The organism is Uruburuella suis, assembly GCF_004341385.1.
In the GTDB taxonomy this organism is placed as follows: domain Bacteria; phylum Pseudomonadota; class Gammaproteobacteria; order Burkholderiales; family Neisseriaceae; genus Neisseria; species Neisseria suis.
This window is the reverse complement of the sequence record NZ_SLXE01000033.1, coordinates 1-24,140: the sequence shown is the minus strand read 5'-3', so window position 1 is coordinate 24,140 and position 24,140 is coordinate 1. Positions and strand designations below refer to the sequence as shown.

Here is a 24,140-nt window from a genome sequence, read left to right as displayed (position 1 = left end):
TTGCGTGGAATGCGTTGGTTGCAGAAAAAGACAAACTCTGTTCGCTGGTGGCTTGTGAATGGGCTTTATTATAGATTATTTATTTTGAATGGTATTAAGCCGTATTTAATTGCGTAAAACACAGGCCGTCTGAACATTCAGACGGCCTGTGTTTTCAACACAAATACGTCTTTTGCGGCATTAAAACGGAATATAACTGGCAGGGTTAACCGGTTTGCCGCCTTCTCGCACTTCAAAGTGCAGCTGAGTGCGCGGTGCATCGCTGTTGCCCATGCGGGCGATGGTTTGGCCGCGTTTCACGGTTTGGCCTTCTTTCACCAGCAGGCTTTGGTTGTGGCCGTAGGCGGTGAGGAAGGTTTGGTTGTGCTGCACAATCACAAGATTGCCGTAGCCGCGCAAGCCCGAGCCGGCATACACCACTTTGCCGTCGGCGGCCGACACCACGGCCTGGCCGGCGGTGCCTGCAATGTCTACACCTTTATTGTTGCCGCCGAAATTGGCAACAATATTGCCGGCGGTGGGGCGCTGCCAAGTGATGCCGGCCACGGTGCGGGTGGCACCGGACACGGTCGGCGTGGTGGCAGGCGTGGACGGTGTGGGGGTTGAAACTGCCGGTGTGGCCGGTGTGGTAGCAGCGGGTGTGGCCGCGCCGCCTGCCGGTGCCACATAGCCTGCCGGTTTCACATGCAATACTTGGCCGACGCTGATGGTGTTGTCGGCCAGATTGTTCCAGCCGCGCAGATTGTCTTGCGTGATGTTGTAGCGTTTGGAAATATTAAACACGGTGTCGCCGCGCACCACGGTGTGGGTGGCCGCATTGATGTCGACCGGCGCATAAGAAGGGGTGTAGGTGCCGCCGCTGCTTGCGGGCGGGGTGTAGGGCGCGGGTGCTGCGCCGGCCGCATTCGGGTCGTAAGGCGTGGCGCCATACGGGTTGCTTTGGTCGGCCGGTGTGCCGGTGGCGGCACCGCCGGCGGTGCCGGCCACTACGGGCGCGGCCGGCTGTTGCAACCATGAACACGCGCCCAACAACAATACCAAGGCCAGCGGAGCAGTGCGCAATGCGGTTTGTTTCAACATATCTTAATACCTTATGTAGATGGATTCTGATTGAGATTCGGGCATATCATAATCAAACTGTGCCCTGCCCTCAAGTGTTTAGCGTTTTTTTACGGTGCATCGCTGCCGCTGACCAGCGGCACGAAATTGGCGCGCTGCACGCAGGTTTCGCGGTAGCCTTGTGCGGTTTTTTCAATCAGCCACAAATATTGCACGCCGCCCTCGTCCAGCGGCAGCACCATGCGCCCGCCGATGGCCAGCTGCTGCAACAGCGGCAGCGGAATTTCGGTGGGCGCGGCAGTAACCAAAATGCCGTCAAACGGTGCCACATCGGGCAGGCCGAGGTAGCCGTCGCCGCACACCATGCGCGCCTGCGCCAAAAGGCCGGCAGCGCGCAAATGCTGCTTGGCGCGCTCGTGCAAAGGCCGCAGCCGCTCCACTGAATAGATTTCAGGCAAGCCCAGCGCCAGCAACACGGCGGTTTGATAGCCGCAGCCGGTGCCGATTTCGAGCACCCGCCGCATGCTTTGTGGCGTTTTGCCCCATAATAGTTCCGTCATTTTCGCCACGGTGTAGGGCTGGGAAATGGTTTGCCCGAGCCCCAGAGGCAGCGACATTTCATCGTAGGCGCGCGTGCGCAGCGCTTCTTCTACAAACAAATGGCGCGGCACACCAGCCATCGCCTGCAACACCGGCTGGCCGATGCCCATTTGCGCCAGCCGCTCTATCATGCGGCTGCGGCGGTTTTCATAGCCGGTCCAGTGGGCGGTGTGCATCAGCGGCCCACCCCTTGCCAAAATTCGGCCACTTGGGCCATGGTGTCGAAATCTGTCAAATCGATTTGCAGCGGCGTAACGGTGATATAGCCGGCTTCGCATTCGGCAAAGTCGGTGCCGGTTTCGCGGTCGGACACATCGCCCGCCGGGCCTATCCAATACACGGCTTCGCCACGAGGGTTGTGTGCCGGCACAATGCTTTGCACATGGTGGCGGCGGCCTAAGCGGGTGATTTTGCAGCCTTGGATATCTTTGGCATCCACGGCGGGAATGTTGACATTCCACAGCAAAGGCTGCTTGGGCGGATTTTTCAGCAGATGCTCCAACATCATCCACACGGCTTTTTCGGCGGTGTCCCAATAGCGGCCGCTGAAATCGTTGAGCGAAAAAGCCACGGCGGGTATGCCGAGCAGATAGGCTTCGGTGGCGGCGGCCACGGTGCCGGAATAAAGTGTGTCGTCACCCATATTGGCGCCGTGGTTCACACCGGAGAGCACCAAATCGGGCTTGAAATCGGGCAGCGCGTGCAAGCCCAAATGAATGCAGTCGGTGGGGGTGCCGCTCACATAATAAAAGCCGTTTTCGGCTTGGCGGATATGCAGGGGGCGGTCGAGCGTGAGCGAATTGCTCACGCCGCTGCGGTTGCGCTCAGGCGCCACCACGCGCACATTGGCAAATTCGCCGGCCACCCGCGCCAGCACGGCAATGCCTTCGGCTAGGTAGCCATCATCGTTACAAACCAGAATATTCATCATTTCCCTTTCAGACGGCCTATTCTACCGATTATGGCGGGATATTGTCTATTTCATCGGTTTTATCGTTCAGGCCGTCTGAAAAATCAAAATAAAAAAGCACCGCCTAAACGGTGCTTTGGTTTTTCAGACGGCCTCTGAGCCTGTTTGCCAGCTTATTGACCGGCTTTCAAGCCTTGCCACAGGCGCACGCTCAGTTTCACCGCATCGGGTGATTTGGGCAGCACCACAAAGCTTTTTGCTTTCACCGCATCGCTCGGGAAAATGGAATGATCATCAGCATAGGCTTTGTCCATCAGCTTGCGCGCGGGCAGGCTGGCGGGGGCGTAGGTGACGAAATCGCCGTTTTTGGCGGCCACGTTCGGGTCGAGCGTGTAGCTGATGTATTTGTGGGCATTGGCCACATTTTGCGCATCTTTCGGAATCATAAACGAATCAATCCAAATGCCCACGCCGGTGGCGGGGGTGAGCACTTCGATGTTGACGTTGTTTTTCGCATCTTTGGCGCGGTTTTTGGCGATATTCAGATCACCGCCGTAGCCCACGGCCACGCACAGATTGCCCGCGGCCATGTCGTCGATATAGCCCGAAGAGCTGAAGCGTTTCACATCGGCGCGCACTTTTTTCATCATATCCACAGCGGCTTTCAAATCATCGCCGTTTTCGCTGTTGGGGTTTTTGCCGATATAGTTGAGCGCCAGCGGAATCTGCTCGGTGGGGCTGTCGAGAAAGCTGATGCCGCAGGATTTGAGCTTGGCCGTGTATTCGGGGTTGAACACCAAATCCCATTCGTTGGCCGGCAGCGCATCACTGCCCAGCGCTTTGGCCACTTGGTCTTTATTGATGGCCAGCGTGTTGATACCCCAAAAATATGGCACGGCGTATTTGTTGCCCGGATCGACCTGATCCATCATTTTCAGAAGCTCGGGGTCGATATTGTTGTAGTTGGAAATCAGGCTCTTGTCGATTTCCTGATAAGCGCCGGCCTGGATTTGGCGGCCCACGTTGGCGATAGAGGGTGCCACCAGATCATAGCCCGATTTGCCGGTGAGCACTTTGGCTTCCAGCGTTTCGTTGCTATCATAATAATCGTAGCGCACCTTGATATTGTTGGTTTTTTCAAATTCGGCCACGGTGGCAGGGTCTACATAATCCGACCAGTTGTAGATATTCAAATTGCCGGTGGCCGCAGGCGCGGCCTGTTGCGCCGCAGCGGATGCGCCGCTATCGGCCGCTTGCTGGGCTTGTTGGCCGCCGGAGCCGCCGCACGCTGCCACAAACAAACCCGCCAGCGCGGAAACCAATAATGTTTTCTTCATTTTGTTATCCTTTATGGTTGAAAATATGCCCGACGCTGCGCCCTGCACAGCAAGCTGCCATTAAACGGCAAAAGCCTTGCAGATGCAATATCTTAGCGCGTAAAAACATACATTTTTTAACGTTTTCTGCCGTAGGCTTTTCATCATAAACCGAATTTCTTTTTCAGACGGCCTCGCGGGCAGCGGCAAATTTGTCAAACACCCCTGCTTTATGGGAAAATCGGCGGATTGATATTTAACTTTTTAAGGGCGACACTATGCTGGATCGAGAAGGATATCGCCCCAATGTCGGCATCATTCTGACCAACGAGCGCAATGAGGTTTTTTGGGGCAAACGTGTGCGCGAGCATTCGTGGCAGTTTCCGCAAGGCGGCATCAAGCCCGGCGAAAGCCCGGAAACGGCGATGTATCGTGAGCTTTTGGAAGAAGTGGGGCTGCTGCCGCACCATGTGAAAATTTTGGGGCGCACGCGCGACTGGCTCCGCTATGATGTGCCCTCGCACTGGGTGCGCCGCGAATGGCGCGGCTCTTATCGCGGCCAAAAGCAGATTTGGTATTTGCTGCGCCTCACCGGGCGCGAAAGCGATGTGCATCTGCGCGCCACCAGCCATCCCGAATTTGACGGCTGGCGCTGGCACCAATATTGGGCGCCGATCGACGAAGTGATTGATTTCAAGCGCGATGTGTATCAAGGTGCGCTGAGCGAATTGGCGCGTTTTTTGCGCGGGCTCGAATCGCTGGATGAATTCACCAGCCGCCGCTTAAACGGCCGCTAGGGTCTGTTCCATTTCATCCGTGCGTAAGATTTTGAGCGCAAAATATTGCCGCGTGATGAAATGTGAACAGACCCTAGAGTGTCCCGACATTTTGTTTATGAGGAGGATTTTGCCCCTGCAAATGCAGATGCAAGGCAAAAAACGCAGCAAGCGGACATTTTGCGAGGCTTTTTAACGCAGCAAATGCGTTTTCAGGGGCGAAATACACCTGTAAATCGAAATGTCAGGATACCCTAACACCCTCTACTTTGAGGCCGTCTGAAACCTGCTTTTCTTTTTCAGACGGCCTGTTTGCACTTTTTAAAGGCTTAAAAGGCCGTCTGAAACCACAAGTAAATCATGAGCATACAAAATTCATACAGCGAATCCAGCATCACCGTTTTAAAAGGCCTCGAGCCGGTAAAAGAGCGCCCGGGCATGTATACCCGCACCGAGAGCCCCACCCACATCTGCCAGGAAGTGATTGACAATGCCGCCGATGAAGCCCTCGGCGGCTTTGCCGATGAAATCAGCGTAAGCATTCACGATGACGGCTCGCTTTCGGTGCGCGACAACGGCCGCGGCATTCCGGTGGGGCTGCATCCGCTCGAGCAAGTGCCGGTGGTGGAGCTTGTGTTCACCCGCCTGCATGCCGGCGGCAAATTCAATAAAAAAGACGGCGGCGCTTATGCTTTTTCAGGCGGCCTGCACGGCGTGGGCGTGTCGGTGACCAACGCGCTTTCCCGTCGGCTGGAAGTTACCGTGAAGCGCGAGGGCAAAATCCATCGTATTGTGTTTGCCGGCGGCGATGTGATTGAGCCTTTGGCCGAAATCGGCAAATGCCCTGTGCGCGAGAGCGGCACCGAAGTGCGCGTGTGGCCCGACGGCAAATATTTCGAATCACCAAACTACAGCATTGCCGAGCTCGAGCGACTTTTACGCGCCAAAGCCGTGCTGCTGCCGGGCGTGGTGGTGTCGCTGAGCCGGCCGGTGAAAACGCAGGCCGAGCCCTTGGTGCAAAGCTGGCATTATCCCGACGGCCTCAAAGGCTATCTCGATAATCTCATCAGCGAAGCGCAAGAAGCCGTGCCGATTTTCGCTTCGGAAAACTATATTTCAGACGGCCACGAAAGCGATTTCAGCGTGGGCGAAGGCGCTGCTTTTGCGCTCACCTGGCTGGAAGAAGGCAGCGCCGCCAACGAAAGCTATGTCAACCTGATTCCCACGCCCTTGGGCGGCACCCACGAAGCGGGCTTGAAGCAGGCCGTGTTTAATGCGGTAAACAACTTCATCACCCACCACAATTTATTGCCGCGCGGTGTGAAAGTGCAAAGTGATGACGTGTTTAGCAAAGTGGCGTTTGTGCTCAGCGCGCGCGTGCTCGATCCGCAGTTTCAGGGGCAGACCAAAGAAAAGCTCACCAACCGCGATGCTTTGAAGCTCGTGGCCGCTGTGTCGGGCGACCCGCTCGAATTGTGGCTCAACCAAAATATCGAAGCCGGCAAAAAAATCGCCGAGCTGGCCATTAAGCAGGCGCAGGCGCGCATGCGTTCGGTGAAAAAAATCGAAAAGCGCAAAGGCAGCGGCGTGGCCGTATTGCCCGGCAAGCTCACCGATTGCGAAAGCGAAGACACCCGCGAAAACGAATTATTTTTAGTGGAAGGCGATTCTGCCGGCGGCTCGGCCAAACTCGCGCGCGACAAAGCCACCCAGGCCATTTTGCCCCTGCGCGGCAAAGTGCTCAACAGCTTTGAAACCCACCGCGACCAATTATTCGGCAACGCCGAAATCCACGATATTTCCGTGGCCATCGGCGTCGACCCCCACGGCGAGCACGATAAAGTCGATTTGAGCGGCCTGCGCTACGGCAAAATCGCCATTCTTTCCGATGCCGATGTGGACGGCTCGCACATTCAAGTGCTGCTGCTCACCCTTTTCTACACCCATTTCCGCCAACTCGTCACCCACGGCCATATTTATGTGGCCCAACCGCCGCTGTTTCGCGTGGACGTCAACGCCCAGGGCAAAACCAAACCCGCGCGTAAGCTCTATGCGCTCGACCAAAGCGAGCTCGACATTATTCTCGAGCGGCTGCAAAAAGAAAACCTGAAAGAATCGGCCTATTCCATCAGCCGTTTCAAAGGCTTGGGCGAAATGAACCCCGAGCAGCTCAAAGACACCACCATGCACCCCGACACCCGCCGCCTGCTGCAAGTGCAGATTCCCGAAGGCGGCGGCATCGACACCTATGATATTTTCGTCAAGCTGATGGGCAAAGGCGAAGCCGCCAGCCGCCGCGCTTGGATGGAAGCCGAGGGCGACACCGCCGAAGTGGATATTTGAGCAGGTATTTTTAAACGCCAAATGCATGAAGGCCGCGCCCACATTGCCCGAAGCTTTCAGACGGCCTATACTGTGGCAACGCTAATATTATTCAGCACAATTTCGCCCACCCCAACCCGGAAAGGAGCCCTGCGATGCGCAATATCCAACATCAGCCCGAGCAACACCGTTTCGCGCTTATGAAAGACGATGAAGAAATCGGCTATATCGAATACCGCCAAAATAACGGCGGTTGGGAAATCACCGAAACCCGCATCATGCCTGATTTTCGCGGCCAAAGCCTAGCGCGCCTGCTGGTGGATCACGTGATCAGCGAAGCCGATCGCCAAGGGCTTGCCATCAGCGCCAGCTGCGATTATGCCGAAGAAGTGCTGGCGCGCTCCGGCCGCGGCTAAACCCGCATCTACCCGTTTTATGCTTTTCAGATTCAGCCTGTTTTCTGCGAGAACCTTGTTATGACAACACCCAAAATCACCGTTATCGGCAGTATCAATATGGATTTGGTCACCCGCTCGCCGCGTTTTCCACAGGTGGGTGAAACCCTTTTAGGCAGCGGTTTTCAGCGCTTTATGGGCGGCAAAGGCGCCAATCAGGCCGTGGCCGCCGCCCGTTTGGGTGCAGAAGTGCAGATGATAGGCGCCATCGGCGAAGATGATTTCGGCCGCGAGCTTTTGGCCAACCTGCAACACGAAGGCGTCAACACCGAAGCCGTGAAAGTGTTGCCCGCCTTGCCCAGCGGCATTGCCAACATCACCGTGGCCGAGGGCGACAACCATATTATCGTGGTGTCCGGCGCCAATTTCGGCATCACGCCCGCCGACATCGAAGCCGAAGAAGCGCGCATCGCCGCTGCCGACATCGTGTTGTGCCAGCTTGAAATTCCGATGGATTGCGTGCTCGCTGCCGCCCGGCTTGCCAAAAAACACGCCCGCCCTTTTGTGCTCAACCCCGCCCCCGCGCAAGCACTTCCCGCCGAATTGCGCTCATTGGTGAGCGTGCTCACGCCCAACGCCTACGAGCTGGCACTCAGCTTGGGCTTGCCGACCGACACCCCGGTGGAAACGCTAATCCGCCAATCCGGCTGCCAAGTGGTGATGACCTTGGGCAGCGACGGCGCACTTTATAATGACGACACCGGCATTTTGCACCGCCAAAGCACATTTAAGGTAAACCCCGTCGACACCACCGGCGCCGGCGACACCTTCAACGCCGCGCTGGCGGTGTTTTGGCAGCAAGGCATCGCGCCGGCAGTGAAGCAGGCCTGTGCCGCCGCCGCACTTTCCGTCACCAAAGCCGGTGCACAAGGCGGCATGCCCACCGCCGCCGAATTGGCCGATTTTTTAAAACAGCAAGCGTAATCGGCATATTTTCCGAATCAGGCAAAATTTTTTAGCCGATGCCTACCTGACGCAGGCCGTCTGAAACCTTTCAGACGGCCTGTTTTTAAATATAAAATCAATATATTCATGCATTTGGCTAAAATTTTTTTGATTGTGTTTTGTTTTGCCTGCACCTGTTTCTACACTAAAATCCAGTCATACCCATTCTAAAAAATAACCCTGCGTTGGCTCGCCGCCTTGTTATACCAAACCTGAAAAACAAGACAACAAAACGGTAAGCCACAGATAATTTTCCATTTTCCAAAACTTGCACTTGAAATCCGAAGCAAAGGCCGTCTGAAAGATTTTCAGACGGCCTTTATATCCAATATTCATAATAGTTTATTTTGAATGAATATAAGACTGTTTTTAAGCCGGACACAAAAGCTTTTTCCCGCCCGCTGCGCTATAATCGCGCCAGTCAAAACCACAGGACATCACCATGCACACCGAAGTCGAATTGAAAATCCTCCACCCCAAAATGGCCGGCCAGCTGCCTGCCTATGCCACGCCCGGCTCCGCCGGCCTTGATTTGCGCGCCTGCCTCGATGAAGCCGCTATTTTACAACCGGGCGACACCTTGCTCGTGCCCACCGGCTTGGCCGTGCATTTGAGCAACCCCGATTATGCCGCCATGCTGCTGCCCCGCTCCGGCCTCGGCCACAAGCAGGGCATTGTGTTGGGCAACCTCGTGGGCCTTATCGACTCGGATTATCAGGGCGAATTAAAAGTATCGCTGTGGAACCGCGGCCAAGAAGCCTTCACCGTCGAGCCGATGGCGCGCATTGCGCAAATGGTGATTGTGCCGGTGGTGCAGGCGGCTTTTAAGGTGGTTGAAGAATTTGCCCAAAGCGAGCGCGGCGAAGGCGGCTTCGGCAGCACCGGCAAAGCTTAATAAGGCATTCGCAATCAATAAAGGCCGTCTGAAAAAATATTTCAGACGGCCTTTGCCATTCAAGCCTGGCCGCCTACTCTCTGGCTGCCACCACCATATTGCTCATGCTCATGGCACAAACCAAGCGGCCTTGCTCATCGCTCACTTCCATTTCGCTGTAATGCATGGTGCGGCCTTTGCGGCGCAGGCGGGCGGTGCAGTAAACCGTGCCGGCGCGCACGGGGCGCAGGTGGTGCGCGGTAATATCGCAGCCCACCGCATGCTGCCCTTCGCCCAGCAGCAGGTTGGACAAACAGGAGCCTGCGGTTTCGCCCAACACCACGCTCACGCCGCCGTGCATAATGCCGGCTGGCTGGTGTGTTTGCGGCGTAATCGTCATTTTAACGGTGAGAAAATCATCGCCCACATCAATAAATTCAATGCCGAGCAAATCCATCAGCGTGCCGGCGCTGCGTTTGTTTAAGGCGCTCAAAACCGCCATTTTCTCTGTTTCAGTCATTTGTCTGCCTCGCGGGTGAAATCAAAGGGTTTACCCTTTATCAAAAAAACAATCGAATTATTGCGCCGCAAAAGCCGCGCTCAAGCGGTTGCGCAGCCAGCGGGCGGCGGCGGCGATTTCACCGGCCAGCATGCCGCTCTCGCCCACTTCCGAATCGCGCAACACATCAGCCGCCGCGCCATGCAGCCACACGCCGCCGCGCACGGCTTCTTCGGCCGCGATGCCTTGCGCCAAGAGGCTGCCGATGATGCCGCTCAACACATCGCCGCTGCCCGCGCCGGCCAAGCCGGCATTGCCGCTTTTATTGACATATTGGCTGCCGTCGGGGCTGCACACCATGCTGCGGTGGCCTTTGAGCACCACATAAGCGCGGTATTTTTCAGCAATGCGCGCAGCGGCCAGGCTGCGCTCGGCCTGCACTTGTGCGGTGGATATGCCCAGCAGCCGCCCGGCTTCGGCCGGATGCGGCGTGAGCACCAAGGTGTTGCGCGGCGCGGCAGCGGCCAATTGCGGATGGCAGGCAAGCAAGGTGAGCGCATCGGCATCGAGCAGCAGCGCGCGCTCATGCGCCAATGCGAGCTGGTTCTGCAACACGCGCAGCGAAGATTCGCCCAAGCCCAGCCCGCAGCCGCACACCCAGGCGCTGATGTCGTTGCGCGCCTGCAGCTGAGCGGCGGTGGCGAGCATGATTTCCGGCCGCGCCGCTATCACGGCAAACGGCAGCTCCGCCTGATTGAAGCCCGCCCACACTTTGCCGCAGCCGCCATACATCGCCGCAGTGGCCGCCAATATCACCGCGCCGCTCATGCCCTCAGCGCCGCCGACCACCGCCAGCGTGCCGTAAGTGCCTTTGTGGCTGCGCTCGCTGCGCGGAGCAAACAGGCGCGGAAATTGCTGCGCGGCGGCTTGCAGGCTGTCGAAATTTTTGCTGCGGTAGGGGCTGGTGAACATAATGATTTCCGTGGCAGATTTGGTTACAATGCTTTCAGACGGCCTCTTGGGGTCTACTTGCAATTCATCCGCGAGTAAACTTTTGTGAGCAAAAGCGCGCTTGCAAAGCGGAAAACGCAGCAAGATTGGCTCGTAAACCGGCGCTTAGCCCGACAGGCCGTCTGAAACAACAAAATAAGCTTGCGGCTCGGGTTGGTTTTGTACACAAGCTTTTGCATTCAAAGCATCTTGCAAAAAAAATGCACGCGAACCGGGCGGCCGATTATTCAAAACACAACGAAAGTATATAACATGACCAAGCAAAAACTGAAAGTATGGGATGCGCCCACGCGGCTTTTTCACTGGCTGCTGGTGCTCGCGCTGGCTTTTATGTGGTATAGCGGCGAAACGGGCGGCAATCTGATGGCGTGGCATTTGCGCTGCGGCGTGTTTATTTTGGGCTTGGTGGTGTTTCGCCTGTGTTGGGGCTTTTGGGGCAGCGACACCGCGCGCTTTGCCCAATTTGTTAAGGGGCCGGCGCAGATTCGGCGCTATTTGGGCGGGCAACTGAGCGAAAACGAGCAGCCCGGCCACAACCCGCTCGGCGCGCTGATGGTGCTCGCGCTGTTGGCGGCGCTTTTGGTGCAAGTGTTCACAGGTTTATTTGCCGCCGATGAAAACACTTGGCTCTACAACGGCTATCTCAACAGCTTGGTAAGCGAAGAGGCCGGCAGCACCGCGCGCAATGCGCACATTTTATTTTTCAATGTGTTGCTGGCGCTGGTGGCGGTGCATGTGGCCACGGTGCTGATTTATAAATTCATCAAAAAACACGATTTAATCACGCCCATGTTTAGCGGTTGCAAAATGCTGGCCGGCAAGCTGCCGGCGCTGCAATTTGCCGGCACGGGCAAATTTTTGGCGGCGCTGGCGGTGGCCGCGGCGGCGGTGTGGCTGGTTGTGAATATCGGTTGATGCCCATTCAAAAACAAGCTTGCTGCGTTGCCTGCTTTTTCACATCCAACAAAAAGGCCGTCTGAAACCCATAATGTTTCAGACGGCCTTTTTGATAACTATCGAATTATTTCTGCTCGAATTATTTCTGCTGATTCCAGCGCTCGATCGATTCTTTAATCACCGCTTTGGCTTCGGCTGCATCGCCCCAGCTTTCCACTTTGGTAGAGCCGGGCTTTTTCAAGGCTTTGTAGTTGTTGAAATGAAATTCAATCTGCTTGATCAATTGCGCCGGCAAATCGGCCAAGGTGTTGTAGGCATTGCCGCTGTTGCGGTCGTCGGCGGGCACGCACACGATTTTGTCGTCCACTTCGCCATCGTCCACAAATTTCATCACGCCGATCACTTTGGCTTCGAGAAAAACGCCGGTGGGCAAAGGCTGCTCGGTGATCAGCAACACATCCAGCTCGTCGCCGTCTTCATCCAGCGTTTGCGGGATAAAGCCGTAGTTGGTGGGCTTGGCGAAAATGGCCGGCTCCACACGGTCGAGCTGGAAAGCCGCCAATTTGCGGTTCCACTCGATTTTGTGGCAGCTGCCAGCAGAAATTTCGTTAACCACATTGATGATGCCGCCGTCCACATCGCCGGGCGTGAGGATTTGGTTAAAATCAGCCATGATGACTCCTTGAAATTAGAGGTGTTAAACGGGCGCAAGTATAGCAGGTTTTCAGACGGCCTGACACGCAGTTATAATGCTGTTTTCACCGCCACACCGCACAGGAGCCGCCCATGTTGGCCGACAAGCTGATTCCCCATATCGACACCGTATTGCGCACCCTTTTTGCACCCGCCGCCACCTCGCGCCCCTACCCCGATGCCGGCCTGCAAGAAGGCGGCATGAGCGCGGCGCAAAAGCAGCACGCGCTGGGCTTGATGCGGGTAAACCATGTGGGCGAAGTGTGCGCACAAGCGCTTTACCAAGGCCAGGCGCTCACCGCGCGCACCCCGGCCAACCGCGAAGCGCTGCAACACGCCGCTTACGAAGAAGTGGAACACCTGGCCTGGACAGCCAAGCGCGTGCACGAATTGGGCGGGCGCACCAGCCTGCTCAACCCCGTGTGGTATGCCGGGTCGCTCGCCATCGGCATCGGCGCGGGCTTGCTCGGCGACAAATGGAGCCTGGGCTTTTTGGAAGAAACCGAACATCAGGTAACCGCGCATCTGGAAGAACATCTGCAAGGCCTGCCGGCAGAAGACACCAAAAGCCGCGCCATCGTGGCGCAAATGCGGCTCGATGAAATGCAGCACGCCGAAATGGCGCACGATTTCGGCGCCGCGCCGCTACCCTTGCCGGTGAAAGAAATGATGAAGCTTTCTTCAAAAATCATGACCACCATCAGCTATCGGGTGTGAGCGCCATTTTTATAGTGAAATCAAAGAAAACGGATACAGAAATAAGCAATCTCAAATCGTGTGCAGGGTGTGTGACGCAGCCACGCACGCGGTTTAAACCGCTTCTGTGTGCATGCTTTGCCATGCAGCTTGCATCGGTTTTTCATTCATTCCACTATCTCTGATGCAAAACACCAACAATGCGGCCACCGCCTTGTTGCGCCGACAACCGCTTTTGAAATTTAAAGTTTAACGGCCGCATAGATACAGCTGCCTACATTTTACCCGCCCCACTTTTAGCGCCGCCCATGACCCACACCGAATTAAGCCGCTTTTTCAGCAGCGCCGCCGATCTCCCCGCACCCTTGCAGCAAACGCGCAACCGCATGTTTCAAGGCGGCGATTTCCGCCAGGCCGCCGTGTTGCTGGCGGTGGTGCAGCATGAAGCGCAATGGCAGATTCTGCTCACCCGCCGCGCCGACAGCTTGCGCCACCACACCGGCCAGATTGCGCTGGCCGGCGGTCGCCGTGATGCGCAAGACCCAAACCTCACCGCCACCGCCTTGCGCGAAACCGCCGAAGAAACCGGCATTGAAGCCGCGCATTGGCAGACTTTTCCGCAACTGCCCGCTTATTTCACCCCCTCGGGCTACGCCGTTGCACCCGTGCCCGCGCTGAGTGCCGAAAGCCCCCTCACCCGGCCCAATGCCGACGAAGTGGCCGAAATCTTTTACCTGCCGCTCGATTTCGCCCTGCATACTGCCAATTATCAAAGCCGCGCCTTCACCCACAACGGCCTTACCCTCTCCACGCCCACGCTGCCCTATCGGCATTACGACATCTGGGGCCTCACCGCCATGATTCTGCACGACATAGCCGAGCGATACCGCCTGTTTCAAGCGGCCGTCTGAAAGCGTAAAAAAAGCAGCTATAGTGGAATGCAAGAAAAAGTGACACAAAACTGCGCACTATAACAGGTAGGTTCGGTTGCCAAACCCAACGTTTCAGACGGCCTGTGGGCTTGTTGGGTTTTCAACCCAACCTACCCGTTGTGTCACTTTTTCCTGCATTCCACTATACAAAATTTGCCCCAACCCGCAAAAATCAAACAGGCCGTCTGAACATCACGTTTCAGACGGCCTGTAAGTTTTCAATCGATTTAAAGCCGGTATCATGCGAAGCACATGCATACGGCTGCGTCGCAAAAACAGCGGCCTACGTGCCTGCGCATCAAACCTTATTTGCCGCAGCACGCTTTAAATTTTTTGCCGCTGCCGCACGGGCATTCGTCGTTGCGGCCGGTTTTTGCACCTTCACGCCGCACGGTTTGGGGTTTGTGGATGATGGTTTGCCAATATTGGTAAACCGCCAGCAACGTGTGCGGCAGCTCGCCCTCAAGCTGGGTGAGCTCTTTGGCGCTGAAGGTGAGCACGGCTTCGCCGCCTTCGTCTTCATCATACACGCCGGCCAAGGCCATCACCGGGTAAAACAAATCTTCAAACGCTTCGTCGTCGATGGCTTCAAACCAATCGGTCGGCACGGTGTCGAGGCCGTAGAGATAGGCGTTGCACCAGGTGAAAAAATCATCGTTGCCTGCGGCATCGGCATAAAGCCACAATTCGGGCAGGGTTTTGCCGCTTAATGTGTTGAGCATATCGGCAGCCATGCCCAACACCAGCGCTTCCACTTCGGCGCGCTCGGCGCTGCTGAACAAAGCCTCGTCGCCCAACACTTCGGGCAGCCATTCGGCGGTGTTGAGCGCATCGGGACCGGAGAGCAAGGCCAGCATAAAAGCCTGCACTTCATCGCAGCGCATGGTGTTGCCTTTTTCGGCGCGGCTGTCGAGCAGCTCGGCCAAACGCGTGCGCGCGGCCGGGTCAAACGGTTGCAATTGCATGGATATTCCTTTTATTGATGAGATTTTTTCAGACGGCCTGCATACGTTGGCGCATTTGTTCAAACAAACACACCGTGGCCGCCATCGCCACATTGAGCGATTCGGTGGCGCCGGCCATCGGAATGTGCACGCTGCCGTCGGCCAGCGCCAACGCCGCCGCGCTCACGCCGCTGCCTTCGTTGCCGAACAGCCACGCGGCAGGCTCGGCCAGCGCCATTGTATAAAGATTTTGCGGGCGGCCGCTCAAGGCCGTGGCCCACAACTTTTCTTGATAGCCCGAGCGCCATTGCGCCAAATCCACACGGCTGTGGATGCGTAGTAGAAAATGCGCGCCCATGCCGGCCCGCAGCACTTTGGGCGACCACGCATCGGCGCTATCGGCATTGAGCACAATCTGCCCCACCCCCGCCGCCGCCGCGCTGCGCAAAATAGTGCCGACATTGCCCGGATCCTGCACCCGCTCCAGCACCACGCAATCGCCGCCAACGGGCAGCGCGCCGGCTTCCGGAATGGCCAGCAGCGCCATCACATCTTCGCCTTCGCTCAGGCTCGTGATTTTTGCCAGCGCTTCATTGGCGGCCAAGGTAATCAAATGCTCGGGCAATTGCGCCAGCAAGGCTTGGATTTCGGGCTGATGCAGGCGCGATTCGGGCAGATAAACCTGCTGCGGCATCAGCCCGTGTTGCAGACAGGTTTGCACAAGATGCACGCCTTCGAGCACGGTTTGGCCGTGTTCGCGGCGCGCGCGCGCTTGAGAGAGCAGCCGCGCCAAATGCTTGAGCGGCTCGTTGTGAGCAGAGGTAATCCGTTTCATGGCGGCATTATATCGTGAAAAAAGGCAATCATCCTACGCGCGGGCTTTCAGACGGCCTTGTGCCTATCCAAAAAAAAATAACCTAACAAAATAAAAGCCGTTCAATCGCACCATCCGCATAAGTCGAATTCTTGAATCCGACACTTGGCCTCAAGGCCAAAGCAATATGAGAGCCTTGTTCTACGAACAAGTGTCGGATTCAAGAATCCGACCTACAGGCTACGCGCTATCAACCGATAAGCAGACAAAAATCCAGGTTGTTTTTAAACCGGCCTAAAACCGGTTTTTCAATGCACGCAAAGCGGCAAACACGGCGGCTTCATCCGGCAGCACATCATCGCTCAAAGCGGCGGCGCGCGCGGCCACATCCGGCTCGGCGCTGCGCAAAAACGGGCTCACCTTGCGTTCGTGTGCCAGCGACACCGGCAGCGTCGGCGTACGGGCGGCTTGTTGCAAGGCCGTCTGAATGTCGGCATTGTCGGGCTCGATGTGGGCGGCAAAGCGCAAATTGGCGGCGGTGTATTCGTGCGCGGGGTAAAACAAAGTATCGGCGGGTAGGCGGTTGTAGCGCTGAAAGCTGGCAAACAATTGCGCGATGGTGCCGGTGAACACGCGCCCGCAGCCGGCGCTGAACAAGGTGTCGCCGCAAAACACATGCAGGCCGTCTGAAAGCGTGAGCAGATAGCTCAGGTGGCTGTCGGTATGGCCGGGCGTGGCCCACACTTCGGCCTGCAAATCGCCAAAGCGGATGCGCGTGCCCTCTGCCGCCGCTGCGTCGGCTTCGGCGATATCGCGGTTGCCATACACCGTGCAATCGGGATAGGCGGCTTTGAGCGCGGCCACGCCGCCGGTGTGGTCGGCGTGGTGGTGGGTGATCCAGATTTGCGAGAGCTTCAGATTGTGCGCGCGCAAATAAGCGAGCACGGGCGCGGCATCACCGGGGTCGATACACACGGCTTGGCCGTGCGCTTCGAGCAGCCAGATATAGTTGTCGTTAAACGCAGCAATCGGGGTGATTTTCGGCATGGTGCTTCCTTTCATACCCATTCAAAAAAGTAAACTAATACCAATTCAAAAAAGTAAGCTAACAAGGCGGCGAGCCGCAGACAGTACAGATAGTACGGCAAGGCGAGACAACGAAGTTAGGTTATTTTTTGGGATTGGTATCAGACGGCCTCAGCTGTTGAGCAGCCAATATTGCAGGCCGATTAAGGTTTTGGCATCAACGATTTCGCCGTTTTGCAGCGCGGCGCGGATGGCTTCGCGGCCAAGCAGCACGGTTTCGGTGAATTCGTCTTCATCGTTTTGCAGCGTGCTGCCCGCGCGCACGCCTTCGGCTTGGTAAAGGTATATTTTTTCATCGCAAAAGCCGGGTGCGGTGTAAAACGTGTGCAGCAGGCGCACGCGCTCGGCGGTGTAAGGCGTTTCTTCGGCCAGCTCGCGTAAGGCGCATTCGGCAGGGTTTTCACCGGCATGGTCGAGCTTGCCGGCGGGCAGCTCCAGCAAGGGCTTGTCCACTGCATAACGCCATTGGCGCACCAAAATCACTTTTTCTTCAGCGGTAAGCGCCAACACGCAGGATGCGCCGGGGTGGCGCACCACGATGCGTTCGTGGGTGTGGCCGTTGGGCAGGCGGATGGTGTCGCGGTGCACGTTTAAAAAGCTGTTTTCCAGCACCGGCTCGGAGGTGAGGCGGGTTTCTTTCAAATCCATAATGGCTCCCGGGTTTCTTTCAGACGGCCGTCTGAAAGTTTAATGATTACAAACAGATAATCAGGTAAATCCTGCTTCATGGCGCATAGCAGCGGCCACGGCATCGGTGAGCTTTTGCAATTCGTGTGCCTGAATGATAAAAGGCGGCATCAGATAAATCAGCTTGCCGAAAGGCCGTATCCACACGCCTTTTTTCACAAAAAAAGCCTGCATGGCGGCCATGTTTACCGGTCGGCGGGTTTCCACCACGCCGATGGCGCCGATAATGCGCACATCGGCTACGTTTTTTTCATGCCGCAAAGGCGCTAAGGCCGCTTGGAAATGCGCTTCAATCGCGGCCACTTGCGCCGGCCATTCGTTGCGCGCCAAAATCTGCATATTGGCCGCGGCCACGGCGCAGGCGAGCGGGTTGCCCATAAAGGTGGGGCCGTGCATAAACACGCCGGCTTCGCTGCGGCTCACGGCATCGGCCACTTCGCGGCTCGCGGCGGCAGCGGAAAGCGTCATCATGCCGCCGGTGAGCGCTTTGCCGATACACATGATGTCGGGCGCGATGGCGGCATGTTCGCAGGCAAAAAGCTTGCCCGTACGGCCAAAGCCGGTGGCGATTTCATCGAGAATCAGCAACACGCCGTATTCATCGCACAAAGCGCGCACGCGGCGCAAATATTCGGGGTGATACACACGCATGCCGCCCGCGCCCTGCACAATCGGCTCCAAAATCACGGCGGCGATTTTACGGTGGTGTTGCCGCAAGGCTGCCTGAAACAGCTCGATATCGCTTGCCGACCATTCGCCGTTGAAGCGGCTTTGCGGCGCGGGCACGAAAATATGCTCGGGCAGAAAGCGGCGGTAGAGGCTGTGCATCGAGTTTACCGGGTCGCACACGCTCATCGCGCCGAAGGTGTCGCCGTGATAGCCGTGTGCAATGGTGAGGAATTTGCTGCGCGGCGTGCCTTTGCCGTGCCAATATTGCAGCGCCATTTTCAAGGCCACTTCCACCGCCACCGAGCCGGAATCGGCCAGAAAAATGCATTCGAGATTGGGCGGCAACATGGTGCGCAGCGCTTCGCACAAGCGAATAGCCGGCTCGTGGGTGAGGCCGCCGAACATCACATGCGGCATGGCATCGAGCTGCGCTTTGGCCGCGGCGGTTAATTCGGGATGATTATAGCCATGCTGTGCACACCACCAGCTCGACATGCCGTCGATAAGCTTTTGCCCGCCGGCCAATTCGAGCATCACGCCCTCGCTGCGCACCACGGGATACACGGGCAAAGGCTCGGTCATCGAAGTATAGGGATGCCAGATATGGCGGCGGTCGAAATCAAGGTCTTGGGCGGTAAGCATGGCAGATATCAAAAGGCCGTCTGAAAGCGGCATTATAGCGCATGCGGCTTTCATACCCATTTTAAAAAATAAGATAACAAGGCGGCGGGCCGCAGATAGTACACACGTACAGCAAGGCGAGCCAACGCAGTTAGGTTATTTTTTAGAATGGGTATCAGACGGCCTCTTTGCTGCAACAAACACCCCTACAACAAACCGCGTTCGGCAAACGACACCGCCTGCCGCGCGGTGATCACAAAATGGTCGAGCAGGCGCACGTCGACCAAATCCAGCGCATTGCCCAAGCGGCGGGTAAACACAATATCGGCTTCCGAAGGCTCGGCGCTGCCGCCGGGATGGTTGTGCGCGATAATCAGCGCGCTGGCGTGCATTTCCAGCGCCTGCTTCACTACCTCGCGTACATACACGGTGTTTTCCGCCACCGTGCCGCGCCCCAACTCGCTCTGGCCGATCAGCCGGTTGCGCTGGTTGAGAAACAGCGCCAGCGTTACCTCCACTTTTTCATGCCCCAATTGCAGGCGCAAAAAATCGGCCACCGCCTGCGGGTTTTCGAAGCCGATATTGTCCTGCAACTCTTCGCCGAGCACACGCCGGCCGATTTCGCGCACCACCGCAAATTGGGTGTAGCTCGCAGGCCCCATGCCTTTATGTGCCGACAAGGCCTTCACATCGGCGCTCATCAGCCGGCCCAGGCTGCCGAATTCGCCCAACAAATGGCGCGCCAAATCCACCGCACTCATGCCCCGCGTGCCCACGCGCAGCAAAATCGCCAGCAATTCGGCATCGCTCAGCGCTGCCGCGCCGCGTTCGATCAGCTTTTCACGCGGGCGCTCGCCCTCGGGCCATTGCTTGATGCTCATTATGTTTCCCCTTTTATTATTGATAATGAGTAGGTTGCAATATAACATATTTATTTCTTTTGTTATATTCACCAAGAAAAACAACAGGCCGTCTGAACGCTTTCAGACGGCCTGAAAAACCAATTGGTTATAAACAAATAAACAAGCATTCTTTCTCTTTTGGCCGCAAGCAGCCGACAATGCCGCCTAAGCCATTCACGAAAGATGCCCATGCCCAAGCCCGAATTTTGGCAGATTCCCGCCGCCACCGCCGCCGCCACCGAGCGCGCCGACAAGCTTGAAGCCGCGTTGGCCGAGCGCTTGCAGCACATTGCCGAGCGCTTTCCCCGTGCCGTGCTGGCCTCTAGCCTCGCCGTCGAAGACATGATTATCACCGATCAAATCTGCCGCCACGCGCTGCCCATCCGCATCATCACACTCAACACCGGCAAGCTCAATCCCGAAACCGAAGCCCTGATTGCGCACACCGATGCGCGCTACGGCATCGCCATCGAAGTGTTCCGCCCGCTGCCCGAAGCCGCCGCCGCATTCGAGCGCGAACACGGCGCCGCCTCGATTTACGAGCACATCGAGCGGCGCCGGCAATGCTGCCACATCCGCAAAATCGAGCCGCTGAACCGTGCGCTCTCCGATGCGCCCGCCTGGCTCACCGGCCAGCGCCGCAGCCAGGCAGACAGCCGCAGCTATCTGGATTTTGAAGAAACCGACCACGCGCGCGGCATCGCCAAATTCAACCCGATTTTCGATTGGGAAGAGGCCGATGTGTGGGCTTATGCCGCGCGGCACCAAGTGCCGCTCAACGCCTTATACCGCCAAGGCTACCCCAGCATAGGCTGCGAGCCGTGCACCCGCCCGGTGAAACGCGGTGAAAACATCCGCGCCGGACGTTGGTGGTGGGAAAACCAAAGCAGCCAAGAATGTGGTTTGCACAAATAAAACCGTGTTTGCAAACAAAAAGGCCGTCTGAAAAACTTTCAGACGGCCTGCCGACATAGATTGCACAAAGCACCGCACAACATATAACCAAAGCGCATTTGATTACAACCAACCATTCTTTCCCTTTTTCAGACGGCCTCGCTAAAGTAAACACCATGTTTAAACAAGGAACCCAACCGATGTCTATCCAAAACCGCCATCTCGACTGGCTGGAAGCCGAATCCATCCACATCATCCGCGAAGTGATTGCCGAAGCCAAACAGCCGGCGCTTCTGTTTTCCGGCGGCAAAGATTCGGTGGTGCTGCTCGCGCTGGCCATCAAAGCTTTTCAGATTCCCGGCCGGGCGCTCAAGCTGCCGTTTGTGCTGTTGCATGTCGACACCGGCCATAATTATCCCGAAGTGATTGCCTTTCGCGATGAAACCGTGGCCGCCGCCGGCGTGAAGCTGGTGGTGGGGCATGTGGAAGATTCCATCCAAAAAGGCAGCGTGGTGCTGCGCCGCGAAACCGATTCGCGCAATGCCGCCCAAGCCGTTACCCTGCTTGAAACCATCGAAGCGCACGGCTTTGATGCCTTGATGGGCGGCGCGCGGCGCGATGAAGAAAAAGCGCGCGCCAAAGAGCGCATCTTTTCTTTCCGCGACGAATTCGGCCAATGGGATCCGAAAGCGCAACGCCCCGAATTGTGGAGCCTCTACAACACGCGCCTGTTTTCCGGTGAAAACATGCGCGTGTTTCCGATTTCCAACTGGACCGAGCTCGATATCTGGCAATATATCGAGCGTGAAAAGCTGGCGCTGCCGCCGATTTATTACGCCCACGAGCGCGAAGTGGTCGAGCGCAGCGGCCTTTTGGTGCCGGTAACGCCGCTCACGCCCAAGCGCGAAGGTGAAACCAGCGCCATCCGCAGCGTGCGTTTCCGCACCGTGGGCGATATTTCCTGCACCTGCCCCGTGGCCAGCACCGCCGCCAACGCCGCCGAAATCATCGCCGAAACCGCCGCCGCCACCGTGTCGGAGCGCAGCGCCACGCGCATGGACGACCGCGCATCCGAAGCGGCCATGGAAGAGCGCAAAAAAGCCGGTTATTTTTGAAACGTTTTTAAAACCATGCCCGTTTCAAACAACAATAGCGATAAAGCATCAAAAGGCCGTCTGAAGCCTTTCAGACGGCCTTTTACCTTAAACGAACACAAGCTTGCCGGCAGCGCCGAAACCTGCTGAAATCCCCTCTGAAACCCATTCTAAAAATAAGATACAAACCTACAGCCCGTAGGTCGGATTCTTGAATCCGACACTTGTTCGCAGAACAAGCCGCGCACAACGCTTTGGCCGATGGCCAAACTACGCGGATGGTGCTATCGAACGGCTTTTACTTTATAAGGCTATTTTTTGAATGGGCATGAAAAGCTTTTCCAAGCCATCGCATTTTTCGAGAAAGCCCATGATCCGACACGCCCACATCATCCACGGTTATCAATCCGCGCCCGAGCGCCACTGGTTTCCTTGGCTGGCCGAAAAGCTCGCCGGCCAAGGCATTGTCTGCACCCGCATTGCGCTGCCCGATGCCGGCCGCCCCGATTTCGGCCGCTGGCAACAAAGCCTGGCGGAGCACATCGGCCAAGCGGATGAACACCATCTGCTGATTGCCCACAGCTTGGGCACGCCCACGCTGCTGCATTATCTGAGCCGCACCGCGCCCGAGCGCATCGGCGGCATCATTCTGGCCGCGGCTTTTGAGCAAACCCTGCCCGAGCTGCCGGAGCTTGACGGCTATTTGGCGCGGCTGGCCATCGATTTCGCCGCCATCCGCCGCGCCTGCCCGAATATCCACAGCATCATCAGCGATAACGATACTGTGGTGCCGCCCGCCTTCAGCCTGGCGCTGGCCGAAAAGCTCGGCAGCTTCGTGCACAAGGTAGCCGGCGGCGGCCACTTGATGGGCGATGACGGCTTTTTCGAGCTACCGCAAGCTTGGCAGGCAGCTCAAAGCATTGTGGCCGCCCAGCCGCTGCAATAATGCCGCCGCACTTGACAGCCGCCGCCGCCGGGCTTTTAATCGCCAAACCATGCAGCCGTTTGTTATCGCGGCGCTATTGCCAACCATCAGGAGCACTTTATGTTTAAAGCTTTGGTATTGAATCAAGCCGACGGCCACACCGCCGCCGCCATCGAAACGCTGGATGAATCGCGGCTGCCTGCGGGCGATGTGACCGTGGCCGTTGAATATTCCACCATCAATTATAAAGACGGGCTGGCGCTCACTAATGCCATCAAAATCGTGCAGCAATATCCGATGGTGCCCGGCATCGATTTTGCCGGCACCGTGATTGAATCGGCGCACCCGCGCTACCGCAGCGGCGACAAAGTGATACTCACCGGCTGGGGCGTGGGCGAAAAACATTGGGGCGGTTTGGCCGAAAAAGCCCGCGTTAACGGCGATTGGCTCGTGCCGCTGCCCGCTGCGCTCAGCACCCGCCAAGCCATGATTATCGGCACCGCCGGCTTCACCGCCATGCTGTGTGTGCAAGCCTTGGCGGATCAACACATCACGCCCGAGCGCGGCGAAATTCTGGTGACCGGTGCCAGCGGCGGCGTGGGCTCCGTGGCCATCACGCTGCTGAACAAGCTCGGCTACCGCGTGGCCGCCGTAACCGGCCGCCCCGAGCAAAACGGCGATTTGCTGCGCAGCCTCGGCGCCCAACGCATTATCGAGCGCGCCGAATTGGCGCAGCCGGCCAAGCCGCTCGAATCCACCCGCTGGGCCGGCGCGGTAGACACCGTAGGCTCGCAAATATTGGCCAAAGTGCTGGCGCAAACCGAATACGACGGCGCTGTGGCCGCCTGCGGCCTGGCCGGCGGCATGGATCTGCCCACCACGGTGATGCCGTTTATCTTGCGCAACGTGAAGCTTATCGGCGTCGATTCCGTGTATTGCCCCTACGAAAAACGCGTGGCCGCCTGGCAGAAAGTGGCCGAATTGCTGCCCGAAAGCTATTACGCCGCCGCCAGCAATGAAATCGCGCTCGAAGCCGTGCCCGAAGCCGCCGCACAGATTATCCGCGGCGAAATCACTGGCCGCACGCTGGTGAAATTGTAAAATACAGCCATTTGCAAACAGGCCGTCTGAAAAGCGCAATCCAATTGACTTTGTTAAGTTAAAACAAAGCAGTATCATACGCACAACACAAAGGCCGTCTGAAACTTTTTTCAGACGGCCTTATTTTTTGCATTCAAAGCAAAAAAACGCAGCAAGGCGGGTAGGTCGGATTCTCGAATCCGACACTTGTTCGCAGAACAAGATTTTTAGGGCTGCGAAAAATGTCGGATGCCAGCAAACGTAGGTACGATTAGCTTTGTCAAAACAAAGCGTAATCGTACGCATGGCACACAAAGGCCGTCTGAAACCTTTTTTCAGACGGCCTAGGGCATCCTGACAATTACTTGTCATAAAAATAATCAGATAAAAGAAAGGCAGATAAGTTAAAATTTTTGTCGCCAAACAAAACATACTTATC

Annotated in this window: 26 protein-coding genes; 12 read left to right on the top strand and 14 right to left on the bottom strand. The window is 57.0% G+C overall.

Annotation, left to right across the window (positions count from 1 at the left end; all coding sequences use genetic code 11):
- Positions 1–180: 180 nt before the first annotated feature.
- The 4 genes from EV680_RS10320 to EV680_RS10305 all read right to left on the bottom strand — a co-directional run bounded on the left by EV680_RS10320 (position 181) and on the right by EV680_RS10305 (position 3,906).
- Positions 181–1,080 carry a peptidoglycan DD-metalloendopeptidase family protein gene (locus EV680_RS10320; protein ID WP_132954659.1) on the bottom strand — a complete coding sequence of 300 codons (900 nt, stop codon included), beginning with the start codon at positions 1,078–1,080 and terminating at the stop codon, positions 181–183.
- Positions 1,081–1,169: 89 nt separating this feature from the next.
- Positions 1,170–1,835 carry a protein-L-isoaspartate(D-aspartate) O-methyltransferase gene (locus EV680_RS10315; RefSeq protein ID WP_132954658.1) on the bottom strand — a complete coding sequence of 222 codons (666 nt, stop codon included), beginning with the start codon at positions 1,833–1,835 and terminating at the stop codon, positions 1,170–1,172.
- The gene (gene surE, locus EV680_RS10310) at positions 1,835–2,587 is read right to left on the bottom strand and encodes a 5'/3'-nucleotidase SurE (RefSeq protein ID WP_132954662.1); all 753 of its coding nucleotides are present in this window, start codon (positions 2,585–2,587) and stop codon (positions 1,835–1,837) included. Before surE ends, EV680_RS10315 begins: the two co-directional genes overlap by 1 nt.
- Before the next feature lie 155 nt (positions 2,588–2,742).
- Positions 2,743–3,906 carry a polyamine ABC transporter substrate-binding protein gene (locus tag EV680_RS10305; RefSeq protein WP_132954657.1) on the bottom strand — a complete coding sequence of 388 codons (1,164 nt, stop codon included), beginning with the start codon at positions 3,904–3,906 and terminating at the stop codon, positions 2,743–2,745.
- Between the two features lie 257 nt (positions 3,907–4,163).
- Here EV680_RS10305 and EV680_RS10300 point away from each other — a divergent pair, with 257 nt between their 5' ends.
- The 5 genes from EV680_RS10300 (at position 4,164) to dut (ending at position 9,278) form a co-directional block, all read left to right on the top strand.
- On the top strand, positions 4,164–4,682 hold the full coding sequence (locus EV680_RS10300; RefSeq protein ID WP_132954656.1) for an RNA pyrophosphohydrolase: 519 nt from the start codon (positions 4,164–4,166) through the stop codon (positions 4,680–4,682).
- A 339-nt stretch (positions 4,683–5,021) separates the two neighbouring features.
- The gene (locus tag EV680_RS10295) at positions 5,022–7,004 is read left to right on the top strand and encodes a DNA topoisomerase IV subunit B (RefSeq protein ID WP_132954655.1); all 1,983 of its coding nucleotides are present in this window, start codon (positions 5,022–5,024) and stop codon (positions 7,002–7,004) included.
- An 86-nt stretch (positions 7,005–7,090) separates the two neighbouring features.
- Positions 7,091–7,399 carry a GNAT family N-acetyltransferase gene (locus tag EV680_RS10290; RefSeq protein ID WP_341539398.1) on the top strand — a complete coding sequence of 103 codons (309 nt, stop codon included), beginning with the start codon at positions 7,091–7,093 and terminating at the stop codon, positions 7,397–7,399.
- Between the two features lie 60 nt (positions 7,400–7,459).
- Complete coding sequence (rbsK, locus tag EV680_RS10285) at positions 7,460–8,362, top strand: ribokinase (protein WP_132954653.1); 903 nt, start codon at positions 7,460–7,462, stop codon at positions 8,360–8,362.
- 463 nt (positions 8,363–8,825) lie between these two features.
- Positions 8,826–9,278: a dUTP diphosphatase gene (gene dut, locus EV680_RS10280; RefSeq protein WP_132954652.1), complete on the top strand. Its 453-nt coding sequence runs from the start codon at positions 8,826–8,828 to the stop codon at positions 9,276–9,278.
- A gap of 73 nt (positions 9,279–9,351) precedes the next feature.
- Here dut and EV680_RS10275 read toward each other — a convergent pair whose 3' ends face one another.
- Positions 9,352–9,777, bottom strand: a complete 426-nt coding sequence (locus EV680_RS10275; RefSeq protein WP_132954651.1) for a PaaI family thioesterase — start codon at positions 9,775–9,777, stop codon at positions 9,352–9,354.
- 57 nt (positions 9,778–9,834) lie between these two features.
- The gene (locus EV680_RS10270; protein ID WP_132954650.1) at positions 9,835–10,728 is read right to left on the bottom strand and encodes an NAD(P)H-hydrate dehydratase; all 894 of its coding nucleotides are present in this window, start codon (positions 10,726–10,728) and stop codon (positions 9,835–9,837) included.
- Positions 10,729–11,019: 291 nt separating this feature from the next.
- On the opposite strand from EV680_RS10270, the gene EV680_RS10265 reads away from it, so the two are divergent.
- Complete coding sequence (locus tag EV680_RS10265) at positions 11,020–11,682, top strand: cytochrome b/b6 domain-containing protein (RefSeq protein ID WP_132954649.1); 663 nt, start codon at positions 11,020–11,022, stop codon at positions 11,680–11,682.
- A 121-nt stretch (positions 11,683–11,803) separates the two neighbouring features.
- Here EV680_RS10265 and EV680_RS10260 read toward each other — a convergent pair whose 3' ends face one another.
- On the bottom strand, positions 11,804–12,337 hold the full coding sequence (locus tag EV680_RS10260) for an inorganic diphosphatase (protein ID WP_132954648.1): 534 nt from the start codon (positions 12,335–12,337) through the stop codon (positions 11,804–11,806).
- A gap of 116 nt (positions 12,338–12,453) precedes the next feature.
- Here EV680_RS10260 and coq7 point away from each other — a divergent pair, with 116 nt between their 5' ends.
- A complete protein-coding gene (gene coq7, locus EV680_RS10255) occupies positions 12,454–13,074 on the top strand; it encodes a 2-polyprenyl-3-methyl-6-methoxy-1,4-benzoquinone monooxygenase (RefSeq protein WP_132954661.1) in 621 nt (206 codons plus the stop codon).
- A 287-nt stretch (positions 13,075–13,361) separates the two neighbouring features.
- On the top strand, positions 13,362–13,964 hold the full coding sequence (locus EV680_RS10250; RefSeq protein ID WP_132954647.1) for an NUDIX hydrolase: 603 nt from the start codon (positions 13,362–13,364) through the stop codon (positions 13,962–13,964).
- A 326-nt stretch (positions 13,965–14,290) separates the two neighbouring features.
- Here EV680_RS10250 and EV680_RS10245 read toward each other — a convergent pair whose 3' ends face one another.
- The 6 genes from EV680_RS10245 to radC all read right to left on the bottom strand — a co-directional run bounded on the left by EV680_RS10245 (position 14,291) and on the right by radC (position 19,687).
- Complete coding sequence (locus tag EV680_RS10245; protein ID WP_132954646.1) at positions 14,291–14,950, bottom strand: YecA family protein; 660 nt, start codon at positions 14,948–14,950, stop codon at positions 14,291–14,293.
- 28 nt (positions 14,951–14,978) lie between these two features.
- Positions 14,979–15,764 (bottom strand): TrmH family RNA methyltransferase, encoded by a 786-nt coding sequence (locus EV680_RS10240; protein WP_132954645.1) that lies wholly within the window; start codon positions 15,762–15,764, stop codon positions 14,979–14,981.
- Between the two features lie 273 nt (positions 15,765–16,037).
- Positions 16,038–16,790 carry a hydroxyacylglutathione hydrolase gene (gene gloB, locus EV680_RS10235; RefSeq protein WP_132954644.1) on the bottom strand — a complete coding sequence of 251 codons (753 nt, stop codon included), beginning with the start codon at positions 16,788–16,790 and terminating at the stop codon, positions 16,038–16,040.
- 150 nt (positions 16,791–16,940) lie between these two features.
- Complete coding sequence (locus EV680_RS10230) at positions 16,941–17,477, bottom strand: NUDIX hydrolase (RefSeq protein WP_132954643.1); 537 nt, start codon at positions 17,475–17,477, stop codon at positions 16,941–16,943.
- Positions 17,478–17,537: 60 nt separating this feature from the next.
- Positions 17,538–18,827, bottom strand: coding sequence for an adenosylmethionine--8-amino-7-oxononanoate transaminase (bioA, locus tag EV680_RS10225; protein ID WP_132954642.1), 1,290 nt, complete (start codon positions 18,825–18,827; stop codon positions 17,538–17,540).
- A 185-nt stretch (positions 18,828–19,012) separates the two neighbouring features.
- Positions 19,013–19,687 (bottom strand): RadC family protein, encoded by a 675-nt coding sequence (gene radC, locus EV680_RS10220; RefSeq protein ID WP_132954641.1) that lies wholly within the window; start codon positions 19,685–19,687, stop codon positions 19,013–19,015.
- Between the two features lie 204 nt (positions 19,688–19,891).
- On the opposite strand from radC, the gene EV680_RS10215 reads away from it, so the two are divergent.
- From EV680_RS10215 to acuI, 4 genes are all read left to right on the top strand, one after another.
- Positions 19,892–20,623, top strand: coding sequence for a phosphoadenylyl-sulfate reductase (locus tag EV680_RS10215; protein ID WP_132954640.1), 732 nt, complete (start codon positions 19,892–19,894; stop codon positions 20,621–20,623).
- Positions 20,624–20,778: 155 nt separating this feature from the next.
- A complete protein-coding gene (gene cysD, locus EV680_RS10210) occupies positions 20,779–21,717 on the top strand; it encodes a sulfate adenylyltransferase subunit CysD (RefSeq protein WP_279387959.1) in 939 nt (312 codons plus the stop codon).
- 349 nt (positions 21,718–22,066) lie between these two features.
- Entirely contained in the window at positions 22,067–22,642 is a 576-nt protein-coding gene (locus EV680_RS10205; protein WP_207894336.1) for an RBBP9/YdeN family alpha/beta hydrolase, read from the top strand.
- A gap of 99 nt (positions 22,643–22,741) precedes the next feature.
- On the top strand, positions 22,742–23,722 hold the full coding sequence (acuI, locus tag EV680_RS10200) for an acrylyl-CoA reductase (NADPH) (protein WP_132954638.1): 981 nt from the start codon (positions 22,742–22,744) through the stop codon (positions 23,720–23,722).
- 120 nt (positions 23,723–23,842) lie between these two features.
- Here acuI and EV680_RS12025 read toward each other — a convergent pair.
- Positions 23,843–24,140 (bottom strand): hypothetical protein (locus tag EV680_RS12025; RefSeq protein WP_207894335.1); only part of this gene is annotated, 298 nt, incomplete at its 5' end.

Bases quoted from the DNA above. Each gene is read 5' to 3' on its own strand.
- bioA (WP_132954642.1), bottom strand. From the start codon at position 18,827: ATGCTTACCGCCCAAGACCTTGATTTCGACCGCCGCCATATCTGGCAT.
- EV680_RS10300 (WP_132954656.1), top strand. From the start codon at position 4,164: ATGCTGGATCGAGAAGGATATCGCCCCAATGTCGGCATCATTCTGACC.
- surE (WP_132954662.1), bottom strand. From the start codon at position 2,587: ATGAATATTCTGGTTTGTAACGATGATGGCTACCTAGCCGAAGGCATT.
- EV680_RS10250 (WP_132954647.1), top strand. From the start codon at position 13,362: ATGACCCACACCGAATTAAGCCGCTTTTTCAGCAGCGCCGCCGATCTC.
- cysD (WP_279387959.1), top strand. From the start codon at position 20,779: ATGTTTAAACAAGGAACCCAACCGATGTCTATCCAAAACCGCCATCTC.
- EV680_RS10230 (WP_132954643.1), bottom strand. From the start codon at position 17,477: ATGGATTTGAAAGAAACCCGCCTCACCTCCGAGCCGGTGCTGGAAAAC.
- EV680_RS10260 (WP_132954648.1), bottom strand. From the start codon at position 12,337: ATGGCTGATTTTAACCAAATCCTCACGCCCGGCGATGTGGACGGCGGC.
- gloB (WP_132954644.1), bottom strand. From the start codon at position 16,790: ATGCCGAAAATCACCCCGATTGCTGCGTTTAACGACAACTATATCTGG.
- EV680_RS10320 (WP_132954659.1), bottom strand. From the start codon at position 1,080: ATGTTGAAACAAACCGCATTGCGCACTGCTCCGCTGGCCTTGGTATTG.
- EV680_RS10265 (WP_132954649.1), top strand. From the start codon at position 11,020: ATGACCAAGCAAAAACTGAAAGTATGGGATGCGCCCACGCGGCTTTTT.
- EV680_RS10270 (WP_132954650.1), bottom strand. From the start codon at position 10,728: ATGTTCACCAGCCCCTACCGCAGCAAAAATTTCGACAGCCTGCAAGCC.
- EV680_RS10240 (WP_132954645.1), bottom strand. From the start codon at position 15,764: ATGAAACGGATTACCTCTGCTCACAACGAGCCGCTCAAGCATTTGGCG.
- EV680_RS10305 (WP_132954657.1), bottom strand. From the start codon at position 3,906: ATGAAGAAAACATTATTGGTTTCCGCGCTGGCGGGTTTGTTTGTGGCA.
- EV680_RS10245 (WP_132954646.1), bottom strand. From the start codon at position 14,950: ATGCAATTGCAACCGTTTGACCCGGCCGCGCGCACGCGTTTGGCCGAG.
- EV680_RS10275 (WP_132954651.1), bottom strand. From the start codon at position 9,777: ATGACTGAAACAGAGAAAATGGCGGTTTTGAGCGCCTTAAACAAACGC.
- radC (WP_132954641.1), bottom strand. From the start codon at position 19,687: ATGAGCATCAAGCAATGGCCCGAGGGCGAGCGCCCGCGTGAAAAGCTG.
- rbsK (WP_132954653.1), top strand. From the start codon at position 7,460: ATGACAACACCCAAAATCACCGTTATCGGCAGTATCAATATGGATTTG.
- EV680_RS10295 (WP_132954655.1), top strand. From the start codon at position 5,022: ATGAGCATACAAAATTCATACAGCGAATCCAGCATCACCGTTTTAAAA.
- EV680_RS10215 (WP_132954640.1), top strand. From the start codon at position 19,892: ATGCCCATGCCCAAGCCCGAATTTTGGCAGATTCCCGCCGCCACCGCC.
- acuI (WP_132954638.1), top strand. From the start codon at position 22,742: ATGTTTAAAGCTTTGGTATTGAATCAAGCCGACGGCCACACCGCCGCC.
- dut (WP_132954652.1), top strand. From the start codon at position 8,826: ATGCACACCGAAGTCGAATTGAAAATCCTCCACCCCAAAATGGCCGGC.
- EV680_RS10205 (WP_207894336.1), top strand. From the start codon at position 22,067: ATGATCCGACACGCCCACATCATCCACGGTTATCAATCCGCGCCCGAG.
- EV680_RS10315 (WP_132954658.1), bottom strand. From the start codon at position 1,835: ATGCACACCGCCCACTGGACCGGCTATGAAAACCGCCGCAGCCGCATG.